The organism is Psychroflexus sp. S27 (assembly GCF_002810405.1).
In the GTDB taxonomy this organism is placed as follows: Bacteria; Bacteroidota; Bacteroidia; order Flavobacteriales; family Flavobacteriaceae; genus Psychroflexus; species Psychroflexus halocasei_A.
In genome coordinates this window covers 36,455-56,579 of the sequence record NZ_NEXQ01000024.1, presented here as the reverse complement: position 1 = coordinate 56,579, position 20,125 = coordinate 36,455, and the positions used below count along the sequence as shown (strand labels likewise).

Annotated in this window: 18 protein-coding genes and 1 tRNA gene; 13 read left to right on the top strand and 6 right to left on the bottom strand. The window is 34.0% G+C overall.

The genetic code is table 11. The annotated features are described in order from the left end of the window. Nucleotides 1-91: 91 nt before the first annotated feature. From CAP47_RS08055 to CAP47_RS08040, 4 genes are all read left to right on the top strand, one after another. Nucleotides 92-164 (top strand) — tRNA-Phe (locus CAP47_RS08055). A gap of 636 nt (nt 165-800) precedes the next feature. Then, complete coding sequence (locus CAP47_RS08050) at nt 801-1,082, top strand: GIY-YIG nuclease family protein (RefSeq protein ID WP_100776164.1); 282 nt, start codon at nt 801-803, stop codon at nt 1,080-1,082. 189 nt (nt 1,083-1,271) lie between these two features. Beyond that, entirely contained in the window at nt 1,272-1,553 is a 282-nt protein-coding gene (locus CAP47_RS08045; protein WP_100776163.1) for a GIY-YIG nuclease family protein, read from the top strand. Between the two features lie 246 nt (nt 1,554-1,799). Beyond that, entirely contained in the window at nt 1,800-2,066 is a 267-nt protein-coding gene (locus tag CAP47_RS08040; RefSeq protein ID WP_100776531.1) for a GIY-YIG nuclease family protein, read from the top strand. A gap of 224 nt (nt 2,067-2,290) precedes the next feature. Here CAP47_RS08040 and CAP47_RS12425 read toward each other — a convergent pair whose 3' ends face one another. The 4 genes from CAP47_RS12425 to CAP47_RS08020 form a co-directional block, all read right to left on the bottom strand. Continuing rightward, entirely contained in the window at nt 2,291-2,488 is a 198-nt protein-coding gene (locus CAP47_RS12425; RefSeq protein ID WP_202820551.1) for a type II toxin-antitoxin system RelE/ParE family toxin, read from the bottom strand. Then, nucleotides 2,479-2,715: a hypothetical protein gene (locus CAP47_RS08030; RefSeq protein WP_100776162.1), complete on the bottom strand. Its 237-nt coding sequence runs from the start codon at nt 2,713-2,715 to the stop codon at nt 2,479-2,481. The genes CAP47_RS12425 and CAP47_RS08030 overlap by 10 nt, the downstream gene beginning before the upstream one ends. A 115-nt stretch (nt 2,716-2,830) precedes the next feature. Continuing rightward, complete coding sequence (locus CAP47_RS08025; protein WP_202820550.1) at nt 2,831-3,382, bottom strand: hypothetical protein; 552 nt, start codon at nt 3,380-3,382, stop codon at nt 2,831-2,833. 23 nt (nt 3,383-3,405) lie between these two features. After that, on the bottom strand, nt 3,406-6,750 hold the full coding sequence (locus CAP47_RS08020; protein ID WP_153043509.1) for a hypothetical protein: 3,345 nt from the start codon (nt 6,748-6,750) through the stop codon (nt 3,406-3,408). A 220-nt stretch (nt 6,751-6,970) separates the two neighbouring features. Here CAP47_RS08020 and CAP47_RS08015 point away from each other — a divergent pair, with 220 nt between their 5' ends. From CAP47_RS08015 to CAP47_RS08005, 3 genes are all read left to right on the top strand, one after another. After that, entirely contained in the window at nt 6,971-8,632 is a 1,662-nt protein-coding gene (locus tag CAP47_RS08015) for an ABC transporter ATP-binding protein (RefSeq protein ID WP_100776159.1), read from the top strand. A 121-nt stretch (nt 8,633-8,753) separates the two neighbouring features. Then, nucleotides 8,754-9,311 carry an autotransporter domain-containing protein gene (locus CAP47_RS08010; protein WP_100776530.1) on the top strand — a complete coding sequence of 186 codons (558 nt, stop codon included), beginning with the start codon at nt 8,754-8,756 and terminating at the stop codon, nt 9,309-9,311. A 22-nt stretch (nt 9,312-9,333) separates the two neighbouring features. Continuing rightward, the gene (locus CAP47_RS08005; protein ID WP_100776158.1) at nt 9,334-10,038 is read left to right on the top strand and encodes an SIMPL domain-containing protein; all 705 of its coding nucleotides are present in this window, start codon (nt 9,334-9,336) and stop codon (nt 10,036-10,038) included. 146 nt (nt 10,039-10,184) lie between these two features. On the opposite strand, the gene CAP47_RS08000 is transcribed toward CAP47_RS08005, so the two are convergent. Both CAP47_RS08000 and CAP47_RS07995 read right to left on the bottom strand, forming a co-directional pair. Next, complete coding sequence (locus tag CAP47_RS08000; protein ID WP_100776157.1) at nt 10,185-11,264, bottom strand: HpaII family restriction endonuclease; 1,080 nt, start codon at nt 11,262-11,264, stop codon at nt 10,185-10,187. Next, entirely contained in the window at nt 11,261-12,526 is a 1,266-nt protein-coding gene (locus CAP47_RS07995) for a DNA cytosine methyltransferase (RefSeq protein ID WP_100776156.1), read from the bottom strand. The genes CAP47_RS08000 and CAP47_RS07995 overlap by 4 nt, the downstream gene beginning before the upstream one ends. Before the next feature lie 194 nt (nt 12,527-12,720). Here CAP47_RS07995 and CAP47_RS07990 point away from each other — a divergent pair, with 194 nt between their 5' ends. From CAP47_RS07990 to CAP47_RS07965, 6 genes are all read left to right on the top strand, one after another. After that, the gene (locus CAP47_RS07990) at nt 12,721-13,269 is read left to right on the top strand and encodes a CopD family protein (RefSeq protein WP_100776155.1); all 549 of its coding nucleotides are present in this window, start codon (nt 12,721-12,723) and stop codon (nt 13,267-13,269) included. Between the two features lie 31 nt (nt 13,270-13,300). Further along, the gene (locus CAP47_RS07985; protein ID WP_238141001.1) at nt 13,301-14,707 is read left to right on the top strand and encodes a sensor histidine kinase; all 1,407 of its coding nucleotides are present in this window, start codon (nt 13,301-13,303) and stop codon (nt 14,705-14,707) included. A 5-nt stretch (nt 14,708-14,712) separates the two neighbouring features. Beyond that, nucleotides 14,713-15,489 (top strand): enoyl-CoA hydratase/isomerase family protein, encoded by a 777-nt coding sequence (locus tag CAP47_RS07980; RefSeq protein ID WP_100776153.1) that lies wholly within the window; start codon nt 14,713-14,715, stop codon nt 15,487-15,489. A gap of 133 nt (nt 15,490-15,622) precedes the next feature. Further along, entirely contained in the window at nt 15,623-16,609 is a 987-nt protein-coding gene (locus tag CAP47_RS07975) for a DUF1028 domain-containing protein (RefSeq protein ID WP_100776152.1), read from the top strand. Next, nucleotides 16,606-17,622, top strand: coding sequence for an isoaspartyl peptidase/L-asparaginase family protein (locus tag CAP47_RS07970; RefSeq protein ID WP_100776151.1), 1,017 nt, complete (start codon nt 16,606-16,608; stop codon nt 17,620-17,622). The genes CAP47_RS07975 and CAP47_RS07970 overlap by 4 nt, the downstream gene beginning before the upstream one ends. A 196-nt stretch (nt 17,623-17,818) precedes the next feature. Then, the gene (locus CAP47_RS07965; RefSeq protein ID WP_100776150.1) at nt 17,819-20,125 is read left to right on the top strand and encodes a putative monovalent cation/H+ antiporter subunit A; all 2,307 of its coding nucleotides are present in this window, start codon (nt 17,819-17,821) and stop codon (nt 20,123-20,125) included.

Below are 20,125 nucleotides of genomic sequence, written 5' to 3'. Positions count from 1 at the left end.
TATTTGCTCGCAAATGTACAAATTTGAAATTTTACAAAAATTATTTTGGTGGATTGATAAATGCCATTATATTTGCACTCGCAAAACTAATGGTGCCTTAGCTCAGTTGGTAGAGCAAAGGACTGAAAATCCTTGTGTCCCTGGTTCGATTCCTGGAGGCACCACAGTTTAAACCTCAATCGTAAGATTGGGGTTTTTTATTTTTACACAAACTCAGATTGTGTCACTGATTCTTCCGAAGCCTCGGAACTGGAGGCACCACAGTTTAAACCTCAATCGTAAGATTGGGGTTTTTTATTTTTACACAAACTCAGATTGTGTCACTGATTCTCCCGAAGCTTCGGGACTGGAGGCACCACAGTTTAAACCTCAATCGTAAGATTGGGGTTTTTTATTTTTACACAAACTCAGATTGTGTCACTGATTCTTCCGAAGCCTCGGAACTGGAGGCACCACAGTTTAAATTTTAATTGTAAGATTGGGGTTTTTTATTTTTACACAAACTCAGATTGTGTCACTGATTCTCCCGAAGCTTCGGGACTGGAGGCACCACAGTTTAAACCTCAATCGTAAGATTGGGGTTTTTTACTTTTACACAAACTCAGATTGTGTCACTGATTCTCCCGAAGCTTCGGGACTGGAGGCACCACAGTTTAAACCTCAATCGTAAGATTGGGGTTTTTTATTTTTACACAAACTCAGATTGTGTCACTGATTCTTCCGAAGCCTCGGAACTGAAGGCACCACAGTTTAAATTTTAATTGTGAGATTGGAATTCTTTATTTTGCTATTTTAGTTGAATGCATTTTTTATACATCATTTATAGTCAAAATCTAGATAAGTTTTACATCGGCGAAACTACCGATGTCAACCATAGAATTAAATTACACAACAAKCAYGCTTTTAAAAATGCTTATACCAAAGCCGCTGATGACTGGATACTCAAACTGAAATTTCAATGCGTAAATAGAGAAAATGCAATCTTTCTAGAAAAATTTATCAAACGTATGAAAAGTAGAAAGTTTATCAACAAAATAATTGAACAACCTGAAATACTTCATGATGTTCTTAATAAAAAATAGTCCCTGATTCTCCCGAAATTTCGGGACTGGAGGCACCACAGCTTAAACCTCAATCGTAAGATTGGGGTTTTTTATTTTTACACAAACTTAGATTGTGTCACTGATTCTCCCGAAGCCTCGGGACTGGAGGCACCACAGTTTAAATTTTAATTGTGAGATTGGAATTCTTTATTTTGCTATTTTAGTTGAATGCATTTTTTATACATCATTTATAGTCAAAATCTAGATAAGTTTTACATCGGCGAAACTACCGATGTCAACCATAGAATTAAATTACACAACAAGCATGCTTTTAAAAATGCTTATACCAAAGCCGCTGATGACTGGATACTCAAACTGAAATTTCAATGCGTAAATAGAGAAAATGCAATCTTTCTAGAAAAATTTATCAAACGTATGAAAAGTAGAAAGTTTATCAACAAAATAATTGAACAACCTGAAATACTTCATGATGTTCTTAATAAAAAATAGTCCCTGGTTCTCCCGAAGCTTCGGGACTGGAGGCACCACAGTTTAAACCTCAATCGTAAGATTGGGGTTTTTTATTTTTACACAAACTCAGATTGTGTCACTGATTCTTCCGAAGCCTCGGAACTGAAGGCACCACAGTTTAAATTTTAATTGTGAGATTGGAATTCTTTCACTTTTATAAAATTTGAACAAATTCTTAAAGGTAATTCTTGATTTTGCTATTTTAGTTGAACGCATTTTTTATACATCATTTATAGTCAAAATCTGGATAAATTTTACATTGGCGAAACTACCGATGTCAACCATAGAATTAAATTACACAACAAGCATGCTTTTAAAAATGCTTACACCAAAGCCGCTGATAAATGGACACTCAAACTAAAATTTCAATGCGTAAATAGAGAAAATGCAATCTTTCTAGAAAAATTTATCAAACGTATGAAAAGTAGAAAGTTTATCAACAAAATAATTGAACAACCTGAAATACTTCATGATGTTCTTAATAAAAAATAGTCCCTGATTCTCCCGAAATTTCGGGACTGGAGGCATCACAGCTTAAATTTTAATTGTGAGATTGGAATTCTTTCGCTTATAAAAAAGTTCTTCTGACAGAGAATTTATTCCGTCCGTTTTATCTTATCAGGAATTTGTTGGGTATCAAAAACGTCCATTATTTCAATTCGTTTTTTCTCTTTATTTATCCAATAAATTATCTTGTAAGTTTGATGTACTAAATATCAAAATTCTTTTGATTTGTTGGCCAATCTTGGCTCTACCTGACCAATTTCAGGTAATTTTTTAAGTCGTAATGTTTCAAGAACTATTTTACGGTTTTCATTTTTCGCTACCTTAGGACTTGCATTTTCTTTTAAGTACCTAAAGTTCTTTCTTAGTTCATCTTTTGCGAAATCAGTCCAAAAAATTTTTAACTCCATTTCTCAATATCAGCTAATAAATCTTTTGCTTCAGTCAATCTTCCATTTTCAGAATCTTTCATCGATTTATCAATTCGTTTATTCAATTCCTGAATTGACATTTGTTCAGTTTCTTTATGGCTAGATTTTTCTTTTTTAAGTATTTCCTCAAGTTTTGAAATAGCTTCCTCACTTTGAAGTTTCAAAAATTCTTGAATAAATTCTATTTTACGCGCTTCAATGTTCATTTTCACTATTTTAATCAAATATACGAATTTATCTAAATAACATTCTCAATAAAAAATAGTCCCTGGTTCTCCCGAAGCTTCGGGACTGGAGGCACTACAGTTTAAATTTAATAGGTTATTTATTCCAATCCCACAGAACAACATCCCAGTCCTTATCATTGTCTTTATAACTGTGAATAACTTGATATCCTATTTTTAAATGCGCATTTAGTGATCGTTTATTTATACGGTCAATTTCAGTAATCGAGAAATCGTAAAATTGAGAATATGTTTCTTTATAAAGTTGAAAACATTTTTCAACCAAACCTTTCCCTCTATAATCTTTATAAATGCATGCTTGACCTACAACCATGTATTTATATTCTGAAATACTCTGACCTTTAAAAATGAGTTTATCAAATTCATTAAACATCGGATAGATCAAAGGAATATCATATCTAGACTTCCCTGTCATTGTCAGCACATAGCCTACAATCTTATTTCCATCTTTAGCAATGACATGAGGCTCAATCTCATTTAAGCTTTTGAGTATTTCCCAATCATGGTCAACTGTAACATAACCTTCTAATTCAATTTCTTTTGGCGTTAAATTCTTTTTTAAATTAGCCTTTTGCAAACTAAGAATACCTTCTAAGTCTTCATCACTCTTAGCTAATGTATATTCCATCATTTTTCAATTTATAATTTGTCCTAAAAAAAAGCTCTCAACTGAACACTTCCTGTATGTATCGCTTTTCGATCTGCTGTTTTTCTGCCTAAATATGTCAAATTTAAATCTAAAAATTTGCTGATGCGTTTTTGTAAAAAAACCGACCACGTAAAGTTATTATCTGGCTGCAAGCCTTCCAGCATTTGATAAGCAACTGCCGATTGTGAATTTCCTTCAAACTTATTTTTGATGTATTTCGTTTCTGCAGTAATTGTGTACTTTTCATTGTTGTTTAAACTTAAACTCAAACCAAATTCATGTTGTTCCAAAGATGCTAATTCGCCTTTTGTATTTTCATTTTCACCGTAACGATAAAAGAGATCGAACTTTTTATTTTTTCCTGGTAAATATGAAAAAGTTGGTTTTGTTGAAAATCCAGACAAACTGTAGTTTCGATTTGCGAAATTTTCAGAATCACTTTCTGATGAAGTAAACCTCTGGTGAAAGCTTAGCAAATACAGTGAATTTAATTCATGCTTAAACTGTAATTCATGCAGCGTGTTTTGCAAACATTGCAAACCAACAACAAGTAGATTTTTGGTTTCGCTTTTAGAGAAAGTATAGGCTGTACTTAAGTTTCTTTGTCCACGATTATAAAAAAGAGTATTCCTAAAAGCATTGTTTTGGCCTATCACATTTTCAGAATTTTGTTGAAATGGATTAAAATCCAATTTCGAACCATCACGCTCTGTTTTTTGATCAATTGTTATTGAAGTTTGATTATAAAAATGGGATATAAACTTTTTAAAACCTTCATCAGCTGCATATTGTCTAAAATCTAACACAACTTGTTGACTTAATTTATTCTGATTCGTTCTCACATAAATCTGGTTAGGCAATAAAACTCTGATGTATTTTGCCTCATCTTGAAACTGAGCGATTTCAAATTCGTCTAATTCCTGAATGCCATTTCCATTATAATCATTCCATGTAAATTGTCCTTGGCCTGGCTCGACTTCAACATAAGTAAACTCTTGTCGAGCAATATTTCCACTATGTGTTTCGTAAGTTGTTGTTAAGTTTACAATACGATTAAATAAAGATTGCTGATAGCGAATACGGCCATTGATAGTTGTTTCATCTTCTCGGTTTTCTTCTTTAAAATCAAGATTTCTCCAACTTCCAAAAAAAGTGAGTTGTGCATCTTTTTTATCAATTAATTTAGAGTCAACATACAAACTCTGTGAAGTATTCACACGTTGTAATTCATTATTTTTAATACTATCATTAACCCGCTGTTGAAAACCAACTTTTGCATAAACCGATGTTGAATCACCAACGCCAACATAGGCATCATAGGCAATGAATTTTTGGGTTTGTGCTGTGTAAATTTGCTCTTCTTTTAAGTAATCTTCATTGTTTTCAAGCTCAACGCCAACTCCTGTCCATACTTTTGAAAAGTCATATTCTGCTTCAAGTTTTGCTCTTATAAAATCGGTTTTATTTACTTCAGAATCACTTTGCATTGTACTTGCATTTGAGCGTATCAAGAATTTCCCAAAGCGGTTTCGAGATCTAAAAGCGTGTTTTTGTCCTTCGTAAAAATCACTATATTCTAAATTTTCAAATTTGTATTCATTAAAATGTTGCGCGCCATCAATAAACTCCGCTCCGAGTGTAATATAATTTTGGTCTCCTGTTGTGTTTCTTAAATTCCAATCTCTTTCAAATTCTACGTTATAAATGCGTTCAATACTTTGATAATCGTCTTGTAAATAATTAAAAGAACCAAAAACATTCAATTGTCGATGTTCATCTTTCGACTGAAAAATATTTTGCTTCATACCAATTTGAGTGGCAAAACCATTGTTATCATTATTGTCTAAATTTGAAAATAAATTTTGATCATAAATACTCGCAGCCAATTCAAAGTCGATCTCCGTGCCTTTTCTGGGCTGATAAGCACCACTGATATTTGCTAGCTGTAATTTTGAAGGTGGAATTAACCTTATAAATGGTTCAAAATTCCCTTGCGAAACGCCGTTTATTGGAGCGATATATTCAAAAATTGTGGTCACAGCTTCTTGTGAACTTACAATGTAATTGCCTTGATTTTGACCCACATTTGTAAATCTTACATTAAAAAGTTCATCCTCTGGATTGTTTGAAAATTCGAATATTTCAACACCATCCTGCATGACTTTTTTATACAAAATTCTGTTTTCTGAATAATTTGCAGGCACGGCACTTTCAGCAAACATTTGGCTTTCATCATCACCTGCTTCGCTTAAAACCTCAACTTGTTCTTCAGTTAAACTTTGCTGTAATGATTGATTTTTTAAATCATTTTCATTGTAAACAAGAGCTTTTAAATAAAGCTTGTCTGTTTCAATTTCGCCACCTGCTGTCGCGATAATTCTGGAATAGTTTTGTTCAGAAACTTGATATTCCACAGAAATCCGCATTGTTGAATTTATAGGGAAATTAGGATTAAAAATAATCTCACCCGCATTATAATCGATTATATAATCTTCATTTTCTCCACGTTTCAGTTGACGACCATTTACAAAAACGGACTCACTTCCAGAAATAATTAAAATGTATTGCTCACCTTGGTCGCCTCTTAGTTTATAAGGTCCTTGGTTTCCTTCTTGTGCTTGAATGTCACTACGTTTAAAAACACCGCGAACAATTGCTGCAGCACCAAAAAGTGATGTTCGGGAAAGTGTATCTCCAAAATTTACATCCAGCTTTAAACCTTGTACGCGTTTGTTATAATTTGCAAAAAGGGAGTTGTGATTTTCTAAATCAACATCTCCAGCTCTTATTGCCCAATTCTTAGATTGAAGCTCAATAAAAATCTGATCAAATTCATTTAAATTTTGCGTGTAACCGCCAGACTGCGAAGGTAAATTCGCATCACGAATGGAGGCACGAATGCTTAGATCGTCATTTAGTTGTCCCGAAATCTGCAAATCAAGTTCTGACTGAACAACTGCATTTTGGTTGTTTCCAACCACAAGTCCACGCGAAATATTTCCGCTGGTATGCAATCCTTTGAAGGGTTGTTTCAACTTTGCTTCTGGTTTTTGAAGTTGCAGATCAACCATGTTTTCTGTTGTGCCAACGCGATCTGGCACAATCACTTCATCAGGATCTAAAAGTTGATGCGATACCGTTAAAAATTTCGGATAGCGCATAAATGTGACCTGAAGTGAGTCGTGCTTTAGAAGAAATTTTGGTTTCAAAACCAAACGAGCAGAAGCAAAATTAATATGATAAAAACTGGTATCAACTTCTTTATTATCGGATGTTTTCAGAGAAAAACGCACTGGCGCAATACTGATGCTATCCAATACGACGGTATCCTTTACAGGAATTCGCATCTGTTGAAGATTGGAATAGTTTTGTGCTTGACCACAAACTAAAGTGAATAAAAGAATAACAAAAAAAGCGCCCTTCATACAAGTAAAACTCAAAGATAAGTCGAATATTTTATGAGAAGCAAATGCAAGTGTTTATTTTCATTGATGTCAGGCTCCATTCATTTTTTGATAACAAAAAAGTCAATTGATTTTTTATCTTTACATCTCAAGCTAAAAATCTATGATACCTCTTCTTTCCGTCAAACAACTGAATGTAAGTTTTGGTCAAAACAAAGTCGTTCAAGACCTCAGTTTTGATTTGAACAAGAATGAAATTCTTGGCATTGTTGGAGAATCTGGTTCAGGAAAATCGGTAAGTTCTCTTGCTATTATGCGTTTATTAAGTCCAAAAGCTAAAATTGAGGGTGAGATTTTATTTCAAAAAGAAAATATTTCTGAATTATCAGAAGAAAAAGTGCGTCGCTTGCGCGGAAATGATATTTCGATGATTTTTCAAGAACCGATGAGTTCTTTAAATCCGTCGATGAAATGTGGTAAACAAGTTTGTGAGATTCTTCAACTTCATAAAAAACTTTCTTTTAAAGACGCCAAAAATGAAGCGCTTCAACTTTTTGAAAAAGTCAAACTCCCAAGACCTCAAGAGATTTTTAAATCTTATCCACATCAAATTAGCGGCGGACAAAAACAGCGCGTGATGATTGCCATGGCCATTGCTTGCAAACCCAAATTGTTAATTGCTGATGAGCCGACGACAGCTTTGGATGTGACAGTTCAAAAAGAGATTTTACAACTTTTAAAAGATATTCAGCGAGAGACTGAAATGAGTATCATTTTTATTTCGCATGATTTGGCTTTAGTGGCGCAATTTGCAAATCGTGTTGCAGTGATGTATCAAGGAAAACTTGTGGAAATCAATACCTCCAAAGAAATTTTCACCAATCCGCAACAAGCCTACAGCAAAGCTTTATTAGCTTCAAAACCAAGAACAGATCAGCGACTAAAAAAATTGCCGACTGTGACTGATATTTTGGAAAATAATCCGCCAACTGAGATTGAAACCAAAATTGAACGTCAACAAAGACATCAAGAACTTTACGCAAAAGAAGCTTTATTGAGAGTCAGCAATGTTTCAAAAATTTTTGGTACAGCAGGAAATTGGTTTAAAAAAGACAATCAATTTCATGCTGTTAATGATGTGAGCTTTGAACTTTATGAGGGCGAAACTCTAGGTTTGGTAGGCGAATCAGGTTGTGGAAAATCAACTTTAGGAAATTTGATTTTGGGTATCGAAAAAGTCAATGCTGGCGAAATTTGGTATAAAGGACAAGATTTAGCCAGTCTATCTTCCAATGAATTTAAAAAATTAAGACGTGAAATTCAGCTGATTTTCCAAGATCCTTTTTCGAGTTTAAATCCGCGTTTAAGTGTTGGCGAGGCAATTGTGGAGCCTATGCTCGTGCATCATATTTATGCAAACAGAAAAGAAGCCGTCAAAAAAGCTTATGAATTATTGGATCGCGTCGGACTTTCAGCCGAGCATTTCCACAGATATCCGCATGAGTTTAGCGGTGGTCAACGCCAGCGTATTGGCATTGCACGAACAATTGGTGTACAACCCAAGTTAGTGATTTGTGATGAATCTGTTTCTGCGCTTGATATTTCTGTGCAAGCTCAGGTTCTGAACCTTTTAAACGAACTTAAACAAGATTTTGGCTTTACCTATATTTTTATTTCGCACGATTTGTCAGTTGTCAAATACATGTCTGATCAACTCTTGGTGATGTATCAAGGCGAAATTGTTGAACGCGGCGATGCTGATGATGTTTATGAAAATCCAATGAAAGAATATACAAGCGATTTAATCGCTGCGATTCCGCAGTAAAATTGCTTGAAACACTTTCAAACAAAAGAAATCTGAATATAGATTTAACGATTTTTTTTGATGAGTTTTTTTGAATTAAGCCGAATTTTGTGTCAATCAATATGAAATCAAACGAATGGACATGAAAAAAACATTCCTTATTCTCGGTCTTATCATTTTGTCTGCAAAAACATTTGCGCAAGACACAGAATACCCTAAAAACGAAATTAAAGTCAATATTGCAAATACCATTATTATGGCTTCTGCGGAAGTTGGCTATGAAAGATTTATTGGTACAAATCAATCTATTGAAGCAGTTGCGTTGATTAATGACCGCATTAACTTTCACAGCGAATCTGGTTCTCGAAAGTTTAATACCAATTCAGTCAAGTTGGGTTACAACTATTATTTTGATACCTACAATGCTGGCGCAGGTTTATACGCCAATCCTTTTGTGAAATATAGATTTGGTGATTTTGAACAAGATGTTGTTTTAGATGGATTGCCAGATCCTATCACAGAAAAAACAGACATGGACACCTTTATGGTTGGCATTGGTGCTGGTTATAAATGGAGTTTTAACGACACTTTTGTGCTTGCTCCTTTTGCTTCTGTTGCCAGAAACTTTAGTGATGAAGTTGGCGATAGATTTTCAAATGTTGAGTTTCACGCAGGATTTTATGTTGGCTACAGATTTTAATTAAACACTTAAATTTTAAAAAATGATACAATCAAAAATTTTTATACTCTTTATCAGCCTCATCAGTTTAACAAGCTTTGGGCAGTCAAAAAACTTTTTGGATAGATCTTATCTTGAAACAAAAGCGAAAGTGGATACTTTGGTGACACCCGATAAAATCACAATCGAAATCACGATTGATGAAGAAGATACCAAGAAAAAGAAAACCGCTGAAGAGCAAGAACAAGATCTTAAACGCGCGCTCGAATCTTTAGATATTGATATCAGTGAAGACTTGACACTTGTTGACCTCAGCAGTGATTTTAAAAAATACTTTTTAAGAGGTCAAAAGGTTTTGAAAGCTAAAACCTATAACCTTATTGTACACGATGCAAAAATGGCTGGACGGGTTTTAGTAAAATTAGATCAGGCGGAAATCTCAAATGTGAATATCACAAAAACAGAATTTACTGATAGAGAAAATCTTATTTTACAGTTGAAAGCAAAAGCTGTTTTAAAAGCTAAAAAGAACGCTGAAGCCATGCTAAAACCACTTGACATCAAATTAGGGCCTTTGCTTTATGTGTCTGATTTACAGATGCGTCAGAATTACTTAAGCGGAAAAGTATCTGGCGTTCAGCTTCGTGGTATGGCATCAGTACCGCCACCACCTGCTCCTGAAATGCTGGACATCGAGTTTGAAAAAATCAAATTTACAGCTGAAGTATTTGCGAAATTCAGTATCTAATTTGGCAATAATGACAAATAATCTAAGCTTGCTTTTATATCAAAAGCAAGCTTTTTTTGTTGGTGGGGAATGAAGTGAACTGTTTTTAATTTCATTGCAAAACGTTTGCTACTAGAAAATTAGAAATGTGATCACTTCACTAAATGCTATTTTTTAAATCGTATTTGTAAGTTTAATTTAAAATATAATTGTCCTTTCTCCTTATAAATTTCACCAAAACTGTGTCTAGAAGAACTTGCCGTCTCAAACTTTGTGTTATTTAATAAATAATCTTCAAATTGATTACGGTTGTAAATATGATAACACAAAACCTCTCCATTATCTTTTACGATTAAATAACCTCCTGTAGCATCATATTCTCCTGTCCACACTCTTGAGGGCATCATTCCAAGTGCAACGTCTGTAAGAAATCTTTTAATTTTATATTCATAAAATTTATGCTCGTTCTCAGTATCAAAATTTACTGGATTTTTTTCAGTTATTGAACTTACTAAATCTCTCAAATGTGAGTATTTACTTGAATAAAAATCAAATACAATTTGTGATAATATCTGAGGCAGTAAGCTGTCAATAAGAACAAGATTGTTTGAGAAGATTTTCCGTTCCGTTTTAAAAAATTCAAATTTCCCTCCTTTAGTCTCGATTTGAGCTATTCTGTCCTTTATTTTACTCCGGGTTGAAATTGAATTAATTTCTTTGATTTCTTCTTCTGTGAAGTTATGATCAGTAATTTTATAAATAAAATTAGTTGTTTTTCCCGCATTTAATAAGGTAGATGGACTGCCAAGCTGAGACTTGATACTAAACCCTAAAGTCGGTTGTTGATTTGTTCTTTGATCGTGAACAACAATTGTAATATCGGTTTTTGCCGAAGAACTTGCTTTTAAAGAAATACAATTTATAGACTCCATAAACTCTTCAATTTCTGGAACAGAAAAAGTTCTTTTTTTATTTTCCTTAATTGCATTTAACAAAAGAAGAGCCTTATCTTTAAAATCTGAAATTGGGATTTTTAAAACCTCTTCATTTCCTGAAATCAAAATGATATTATCTTTAATTGAGTATTCAAAATTGCCTTTATTTTCTGTACGAAGCACTTTAATTATAGGGTAAACTAAATCTTCTATTTTTTCTATGTCTTTATTTCCTAGAAATAATTGTTTGTCACCTAGTACTTTGAACAAAGCATAAATTTCGCTCCACTCTCCTTTGTTTCCTTTAATCATTTAAAGCTTAATTTTTCTATGATTTTTTCTGCTGTCGCTTGAATTGCTGGAACTGCAACCGAATTCCCAAACTGTTTATACGCTTGTGCGTCTGAAACGATAATTTTAAATTTATCAGGAAAGCCTTGTAATCTCGCCCATTCACGAGGTGTCATCTTTCTAATTCCTTCGCGATTAACTTTACCTTTAATATTTGTTATTGGTTTGAAATTAGTTAGTCTATTATCATTCACTAAGTTTCTTTCTCGCCCCATTCCGCCACAAACAACAGCATTAGCGGTTCCGTCATTTGGTATAATTTCATAACCAAATCCATTCCCTTTACTTTCATGTCTTTTTCTATGGTTTTTTAGAGTTTGAACGTAAGTTGTTGATAGGTAATATTTAACAGAGACTTCTTGTTCTTCTAAAATATCATCTAAAACCTTTTTTTTCTCAATTGGTTTTGGGTATTCGAATTCATTAATTCCTAAGTCTTTTCTAAAGCCAACTATAAAAATCCGTTCTCTATTTTGTGGAACACCAAAATCTTTTGCATTTAATATTTTTGGTTCTGGAACGTAATAATCTAAATCATTTCTCAAAACATTTAAAATAGTCGCTAAAGTTTTTCCTTTATCGTGATTTCTTAAACCCTTTACATTTTCAAGAAATATGGCTTTTGGTTTTTTATCTTTGATAATTTTAGCCACTTCAAAAAACAAAGTTCCTCTTGTATCTTTAAATCCGCCGCGTCTTCCTGCAATTGAAAATGCTTGACAAGGAAACCCTGCACAAAGTACATCAAAATTATCAGGGATATAATTTTTTATTTCAGGTTTTGTTATGTCTCCAAACGGAATTTCGCCAAAATTAGTTTTATAAGTTTTTTGAGAATATTTATCCCACTCACTTGTGTATACACACTTGCCTTTAAGGTTTTGAAGCGCTAAACGAAATCCACCAATTCCAGCAAAAAGGTCAATAAACTTAAATTTCGGATTTTTGGGTGCTGGAAATGGAATATTTTTATTTAAATCGAAAAGTAAATATTGTAGAGCATCTTCGGCAACTTTATTTGTTATTTCTGTTTTTGGATATTCTTTTTTAAGAATTTCAGTAACATACGAAAGAGCGCCTTTTTTGTAAAATTGGGAAACCCCATTTTTATGATTGTGTAAGTAATGAGTAAAAGAAGCAGGTTTTGAATCGTCTGGCTCAATTATTTTTATTTCAAATAACTGTCCATCAATGTTTTCTATGTCAATTCTTTCTTTCAGCATAATTCATTTATTCAACATCACAAGATATAAAAGAATGTGTTCGGTTTGTTCGGTTTGGCCGTTTTTTTTATTCACAATATTATTTCAAATACTTAGAACGCGAAGACCAAAACAACTCTTCTCAAAATCAGCGCTGAAAATAAAATAGACGATAAGCAAATTTCTTATCTTTGGATGATTAAAATTCTTTTCTGATGGCATATAATTATATCAAAGCTTTGCACCTCATCTTTGTGATTACTTGGTTTGCAGGATTATTTTATATTCCTCGCCTTTTTATTTATCATATTGAAGCTAGAATGAAACCTGAAAACGAAGCAAAAATATTAAGTGACCAACTTAAAATAATGACAAGTCGATTGTGGAATATCATCACTTGGCCATCTGCTATTTTAGCAACAATATTTGCAATTTGGCTGTTAATTGATCAGCCTTTATGGTTGCAAGAACCTTGGATGCACGTTAAACTTGCTTTTGTTGTTCTATTGATTGCTTATCATCTTAAAAACCATCAAATTTATAAACAATTTCAAAAAGATGATATCCGCTGGACCTCATCCCAAATGCGTTTATGGAATGAAGGCGCGACAATCATATTGTTTGCCGTCGTTTTTTTAGTGATTTTAAAAAGCGCTTTTGATTGGATTTATGGCTTAGTCGGTTTAATTGGGCTTGCCGTTTTACTGATGATTGGTATCAAAGTTTATAAAAATTACCGCCTTAAACAAGGAGAAGATGTTTAAAAAATCGCTCAGCACTAGAATATTTGTCTCCATGATGGCACTCGTTCTTGGTGCCTCTATTCTGATTGCTGGCGTCACAATATTTCGCTATAAAGAAGAAGCTGAAAGCCTGCACAACGATAAGCTGGTCAGGAAAGAAAACGCAATTCGAGCAAATATTGATTACATTTTAAGAACAACTTATTACACGGTAAATACAGAAAATTTGCCGCTTATCTTTAAAGATAAAATATACGAAATTCAAGATATTCACGACACAGAACTCAACATTTTTGATATCAAAGGAAACCTCTTAAAATCCTCGATGCCAAAATTTTATCTTGATTCTACAGAGCGTCGAATCCCAGAAAATAAATTAGAGCTTTTAAAAAACTCAACAGAAAAAAGATACGTCAATACATTTACAGAAAACGATCAGAAATATCATTCATCTTACACATTTATACTCGACAAATATTTCAAACCCATCGGCATCCTTAATTTACCATACATTGAAGATGACGGTTTTTTAAAAAGAGAACTCAACGACTTCTTGATAATTCTTGCTCAAGTTTATGCGTTAATGCTCATCGCAGCCATTGTTTTGGCTTACTTCCAATCCAATTATATTACAAGATCTTTGAAATCTATTAGTACAAAAATTAATAAAACGCGTATCGGTCAGAAAAACCCGAAAATTGAAGTTAAAAGATTAAGTACAGAAATCAGACCACTTGTGAGCGCTTACAACACGATGATTGATGAACTTGAGGAAAGTGCTGAAAAACTCGCGAAATCTGAACGCGAAGAAGCTTGGCGAATGATGGCAAAACAAGTCGCCCACGAAATTAAAAATCCGCTAACACCAATGCGTTTAAATGTTCAAAATTTTGAACGCAGATTTAATCCTGAAGCACCTGATGCATCTGAAAAGCTAAAGTCATTTTCAGAAGGTATGATTCAGCAAATTGATACATTAAGCGCCATTGCAAATGCGTTCTCTGATTTTGCGAATATGCCAGCTCAAAAAAATGATTTGATTAATGTGTCAGAAATCATCACTTTAACCATTGATATTTTTAATGCAAATTATATTTCATTTGAAAATCCTGAGGAAGATGTATTTTTAAAATTCGACAAAACCCAACTGATTCGTATTTTGACAAACTTGATCAAAAACGCAATTCAGGCAACAGAACATCTTGAAAAACCTAATATCAGAATAAAACTCAATGAAAATGATACACATATTTTCATAGAAATTTCAGATAATGGACTTGGCATTAAAGAAGAAAATCAAAATCGTATCTTTGAGCCTAAATTCACAACCAAATCAAGCGGAATGGGGCTTGGTTTAGGTATGGTCAAAAACATCATCGAAAATTATCAAGGTGAAATTCAGTTGACCTCAAAAGAAGAAAAAGGAAGTCTATTTAAAATTAAAATTCCAAAAAAATAAACATCATGACATACGACAATCTTAAACTCACAATCGATGCAAACATCGCAGTTTTAGAAATCAATAGACCCAAAAAACTCAATGCTTTAAACAGAGCCACTATCCAGGAACTTCATGAAGCTTTTAAATCTCTTAAAGACAACGATGAAGTCAGAGCAATCATCCTGACAGGAACTGGTGAAAAAGCATTTGTTGCTGGTGCAGATATTTCAGAATTTGCAGATTACAGTGTTGAAGAAGGTAAAGATTTAGCAGCTAAAGGACAAGAAACTGTTTTTGATTACATCGCAAATTTCCCAAAACCTGTCATTGCAGCCGTTAATGGATTTGCTTTAGGCGGCGGACTTGAGTTAGCGATGTCAGCTCACATTCGTGTAGCAAGTGATAACGCAAAAATGGGCTTACCAGAAACATCATTAGGTGTAATTCCTGGTTACGGCGGAACGCAGCGTTTACCTCAACTTGTTGGTAAAGGTCGCGCCTTTGAAATGATCATGACAGCAGGAATGATCGATGCTGAAACAGCAAAAAATTACGGTCTTGTAAATCACGCGACAACACAAGATGAGTTGATGGAACTTGCCCAGAAAATCACTGGAAAAATATTAAGAAATTCATCACAAGCTATCAAAGCAGCTATCAAAGCAGTTAATGCCAATGATGAAGATGGCGTTGATGGTTTTAAAGAAGAAATCAATGCGTTTGGTGAAGCCTTTGGTACATCAGACTTTAAAGAAGGAACGCAAGCATTCTTAAATAAAGAAAAACCAAAATTTAGCTAGGCCAACTTTATAAATTTATTAAAGCTGTTTTTAAAGAAATCAAATTTTACTACTCAACATCGTAAGATTTGACTTTAGAAACAGCTTTTTTAATTTCTTAAAAAAATTGTAAATTGAGCAAAAATCCTTTGAAATGAAATTCCTTTTTACATTTTGCTTTTCCATCATATTTTCTCAAGTCGTTGTTGCGCAACAAAAACCGTATCAGGATGAGTTTGCTCACACCTTTTCCATTTTAGCGCGCGACGCAGAGACTGGCGAAATGGCAGTTGGTGTACAAAGTCACTGGTTTTCTGTTGGTACAGCTGTCCCATGGGCAAAATCTGGCGTTGGTGTGGTTGCCACGCAATCTTTTGTTAGCAAACGTTATGGTTATGAAGGTATTGAATTGCTTGAAAAAGGATACACGCCTGAAAAAGCTTTAAATCACTTATTAAAACAAGATCAAAACAAAGCTTACAGACAAGTTGCTATGTTAAATAATGATGGAAAAATAGCAGTACACACAGGAGAAAAATGCGTAGAATCAGCTGGACATAAAATTGGTGACAATTTTGTGGTGCAAGCCAATATGATGCTCAACGATGAAGTGATTGAGCGCATGTACGATGCATATAAAATGAATTTACATTTACCTTTAGCCGAGCGAGTCATGTCAGCAATGCACGCCGCGCAAGGAACAGGTGGCGACATCAGAGGAAAACAATCAGCAGCTTTAGTTGTTGTTTCTTCTGAAAAACCCAAAAACCCTTGGGATGATCGCATCATTGATTTACGTGTTGACGATCATCAAAATCCCATTAAAGAACTCGACCGATTGCTCAACGTTCATCGTGCTTATGAATTTATGAACAAAGGTGATGTTGCTATGGAAAATCAAAATACTGAAGCTGCATTAGATGCTTATGGTAAAGCTGAAAAGCTTCTTCCTAACAATACAGAAATGAAATTCTGGAAAGCTGTTGCTTTGGTTAACTCAGGAAAAGTTGAAACTGCTGTTCCTATGTTTGAACGTATTTTTAGCAGAGATAAGAATTGGCAAAAATTACTTGAAAGATTACCTAAGGCAGATTTACTTAACATCCAACCACAAGCCTTAAATTACTTATTAGAATTATGATGAAATTTCAAAAAATAGCCATCTTATTCAATTTTTCCATTCTGTTATTTTTCATCACAAGTTGTGCGGCGCAGCAACAGCAAAATAACAAAGTCGCAATTGTGATTCATGGTGGTGCTGGAACCATTTTGCCTGAAAGCATGACGGATTCCCTTCGAATTGTTTATCAGAATAAACTCGAAGAAGCAATAACAGCTGGACATGAAATTTTAAAAAGTGGAGGTTCAGCAATGGAAGCTGTTCAGAAAAGTATCAACATCATGGAAAATTCACCGCTTTTTAATGCTGGAAAAGGTGCTGTCTTTACCCACGATGAAAAAAATTCTCTTGACGCTTCAATCATGGATGGAAACACACTAAACGCTGGTGCCATCGCAGGTGTGACAAATGTCAAAAACCCGATTAATTTATCTTATGAAGTCATGATAAACTCGCCTCATGTTTTACTTTCAGGAGAAGGTGCTGAAACTTTTGCGAAAGAACAAAGACTCGAAATCGTTGATCCTTCTTATTTTTTTACGCAAAATAGATATGATGCGTTACAACGTGTCAAAGCAAAAGAAAAATCATCTTTTTATGATCCAAATATCGATGATTCAAAATACGGAACAGTTGGTTGCGTCGCATTGGATGAAAATGGAAATTTAGCTGCAGGAACTTCAACTGGAGGCATGACAAATAAAAAATGGGGACGCATCGGCGACTCTCCTATTATTGGTGCTGGAACTTATGCCAACAATAAAACCTGTGCGATTTCCTCAACAGGCTGGGGCGAATATTTTATACGTGGTGTCGTAGCTTATGATATATCAGCACAAATGGAATATGCAGGAAAATCACTTTCTGAAGCAAGTAAAAATGTCATTAAAAAATTAGCAGACTTAGGTGGTAATGGTGGTGTCATCGCCTTAGATCATGAAGGAAACATCAGTATGGAATTCAATACTGCTGGCATGTATCGCGCCAGTATAGATGCACACCAGAATTTAGAGGTTAAAATGTTTAGAGAATAAAAAAATGTATATCTTATTTTTTCAATCAAAATTGATGAATTAAGTCATAGATTCATTCACTTTTTACTGCAATACGTATTTAAGATAATTTAAAGGTGATGAAAATGTTAAACTAAAATTAAAGATATCATACCTAAGCTGTTTATATCATGGAGATTCACAATATTATTTATATTTGTAAAATTAACAACTGAGTATGCTAACAGCGATTTTATTAGGGTTTTTATTTGCGATTTTCCTGGTCTTTACCGGGAAATTTTTTCGTGGAAAATTTGCAGTCATTTCCTCATTAATCCCAATTAGTCTGTTTGCTTATTTTTTGAGTTTTATTTCCCAAATTTCTAATGGTGAAATCATCACTCAAAAAATCAATTGGATTCCGAGTTTTGGCGTCAACCTTTCTTTCAGGCTTGATGGCTTAGCTCTTTTATTTGCCTTAATGATTACTGGTGTTGGTTCACTGGTTTTTTTATATACTTCAGCTTATCTTAAAGGACATAAATATTTGGATAGATTTTATGGCTATCTCAGTCTTTTTATGGCCGCAATGTTAGGTTTAGTCCTGTCTGACAACCTCATGTCAATGTTTATTTTTTGGGAACTTACGAGTATTACGTCATTCTTCTTAATCGGATTTAATAATGACTCTAAAGCTTCACGTAAATCTGCTTTAACTGCTTTAGGCATCACTGGTATCGGCGGGCTTTTGCTTCTTGGTGGCGCTGTTTTATTAGGCTACATGACAGGAACTTATGAAATTTCTGAAATGCTATCTCAGACTGATCTTATTCAGTCTCATCCTTATTATGCATTAGCAGTGATTCTTATTTTTGCTGCAGCGTTTACAAAATCGGCTCAATTTCCATTTCACTTTTGGTTACCAGGCGCGATGAAAGCTCCAACGCCAGTGTCCACTTACTTGCACTCGGCAACGATGGTAAAAGCAGGCGTATATTTGTTATTCAGATTATCACCAGTGTTGGGCGGTTCAGAACTTTGGCATACAACATTAATTGTTTTCGGAGCAATTACAATGCTTTACTCAGCCATTCATATTCTTTTCAGAACTGATTTAAAAGGAATTTTAGCTTACTCAACCATTTCAGCTTTAGGTATTTTGGTTTTCCTCATCGGAATTGGTACGCAAGCAGCGTTGATTGCAGCTGCAGTCTTTATTATTGTTCACGCTTTATACAAAGCTTCTTTGTTTTTGATCACAGGAATTATTGATCATGAAACAAAAACACGTGACATCACAAAACTAGCTGGACTCCGTAAAGTATTGATGCCAGTCGCAATCGCTGGATTTATTGCTGCTCTTATTAGTGGTGGCGTTCCTCCAACTCTTGGTTTTGTTGGAAAGGATTTGATTTATGAAGCAACCTTGGGCAGTCAGTATGCAATCATATTAACCGCTTTAGCTGTTATAACGAAGATACTTTTATTTTATGGTGGTTTTGTTGCTGGTGTTAAACCTTTTACGGGGAAGCTTCCTCAGAAATTTGAAAAGATACATATGCCTAGTCCGCTGATGTGGATTCCGCCACTACTCATGGTTATATTAGGTTTAGTATTTGGTTTACTACCTTCATTAATCGAATCTGCTTTTGCAAAACCAATCACCCAAGTGATGTTTGAAAACCCAGAAAATTTTCAATTAAAACTGTGGCATGGTTTTAATACTGTTCTAGGCTTAAGTGCTGTAACAATTATTATAGGTACAGTGATGTACTTTATTGTAAAACCAACTTACGCAAAAGAAAATTTTATACAAAAGTTAGATTTTATTGCACCCAAAGATTTAATGCTCAAAGGTTCTACTGCTTTTGAGAAATTTGGGAAATTATGGACAAATTTTTTCCAAAATGGATACTTACGTGATTATGTTGGTATTGTCGTAGCTGTTATTATAGGGCTTATTAGCTTTTTATTACTGCCAAACTTCCAATTAAGACTAGACTATAGCAGTTTAGAAGATGTTACCGTTTATGAAATAGCCATTATATTAATGATGTTTGCTGCCATTGTTTTTACTGTATTTACAAATTCTAGACTTGCTGCAGTAGCTTCTATGGGAATTGTTGGCTTTTCATTTAGCTTATTGTTTTTATTCTATAGTGCGCCAGACCTAGCGATGACTCAGTTTTCTGTAGATACACTGACTGTTATTTTATTTGTTTTAGTGCTTTATAAATTACCTAAATATCTCAAAATGACAAAGAGAAAAAGCCGAATGAAACATGGCGCTTTAGCCGTTGTATTTGGTAGTTTAATGACTTTGTTAGTTTTGAGTGTTTTACAAGAACCTAAAAACAACGAAATTACAAAGTATTATGCTGAAAATGCTTATAAGCTAGCGCACGGGAAAAATATTGTCAATGTTATTTTAGTTGACTTTAGAGGGATTGATACGATGATAGAAATTTCAGTTTTAATTGTGGCTGCTTTAGGTGTCTTCGGTTTATTAAAATTAAGATTAAGACCAAAAGATAAAATCAAATAA

What these genes read in the sequence shown, in the direction of transcription:
- CAP47_RS08045 (WP_100776163.1), top strand. Translation starts at nt 1,272, where the DNA reads ATGCATTTTTTATACATCATTTATAGTCAAAATCTAGATAAGTTTTAC.
- CAP47_RS12425 (WP_202820551.1), bottom strand. Translation starts at nt 2,488, where the DNA reads ATGGAGTTAAAAATTTTTTGGACTGATTTCGCAAAAGATGAACTAAGA.
- CAP47_RS08030 (WP_100776162.1), bottom strand. Translation starts at nt 2,715, where the DNA reads ATGAACATTGAAGCGCGTAAAATAGAATTTATTCAAGAATTTTTGAAA.
- CAP47_RS08025 (WP_202820550.1), bottom strand. Translation starts at nt 3,382, where the DNA reads ATGGAATATACATTAGCTAAGAGTGATGAAGACTTAGAAGGTATTCTT.
- CAP47_RS08020 (WP_153043509.1), bottom strand. Translation starts at nt 6,750, where the DNA reads ATGCGAATTCCTGTAAAGGATACCGTCGTATTGGATAGCATCAGTATT.
- CAP47_RS08015 (WP_100776159.1), top strand. Translation starts at nt 6,971, where the DNA reads ATGATACCTCTTCTTTCCGTCAAACAACTGAATGTAAGTTTTGGTCAA.
- CAP47_RS08010 (WP_100776530.1), top strand. Translation starts at nt 8,754, where the DNA reads ATGAAAAAAACATTCCTTATTCTCGGTCTTATCATTTTGTCTGCAAAA.
- CAP47_RS08005 (WP_100776158.1), top strand. Translation starts at nt 9,334, where the DNA reads ATGATACAATCAAAAATTTTTATACTCTTTATCAGCCTCATCAGTTTA.
- CAP47_RS08000 (WP_100776157.1), bottom strand. Translation starts at nt 11,264, where the DNA reads ATGATTAAAGGAAACAAAGGAGAGTGGAGCGAAATTTATGCTTTGTTC.
- CAP47_RS07995 (WP_100776156.1), bottom strand. Translation starts at nt 12,526, where the DNA reads ATGCTGAAAGAAAGAATTGACATAGAAAACATTGATGGACAGTTATTT.
- CAP47_RS07990 (WP_100776155.1), top strand. Translation starts at nt 12,721, where the DNA reads ATGGCATATAATTATATCAAAGCTTTGCACCTCATCTTTGTGATTACT.
- CAP47_RS07985 (WP_238141001.1), top strand. Translation starts at nt 13,301, where the DNA reads ATGATGGCACTCGTTCTTGGTGCCTCTATTCTGATTGCTGGCGTCACA.
- CAP47_RS07980 (WP_100776153.1), top strand. Translation starts at nt 14,713, where the DNA reads ATGACATACGACAATCTTAAACTCACAATCGATGCAAACATCGCAGTT.
- CAP47_RS07975 (WP_100776152.1), top strand. Translation starts at nt 15,623, where the DNA reads ATGAAATTCCTTTTTACATTTTGCTTTTCCATCATATTTTCTCAAGTC.
- CAP47_RS07970 (WP_100776151.1), top strand. Translation starts at nt 16,606, where the DNA reads ATGATGAAATTTCAAAAAATAGCCATCTTATTCAATTTTTCCATTCTG.
- CAP47_RS07965 (WP_100776150.1), top strand. Translation starts at nt 17,819, where the DNA reads ATGCTAACAGCGATTTTATTAGGGTTTTTATTTGCGATTTTCCTGGTC.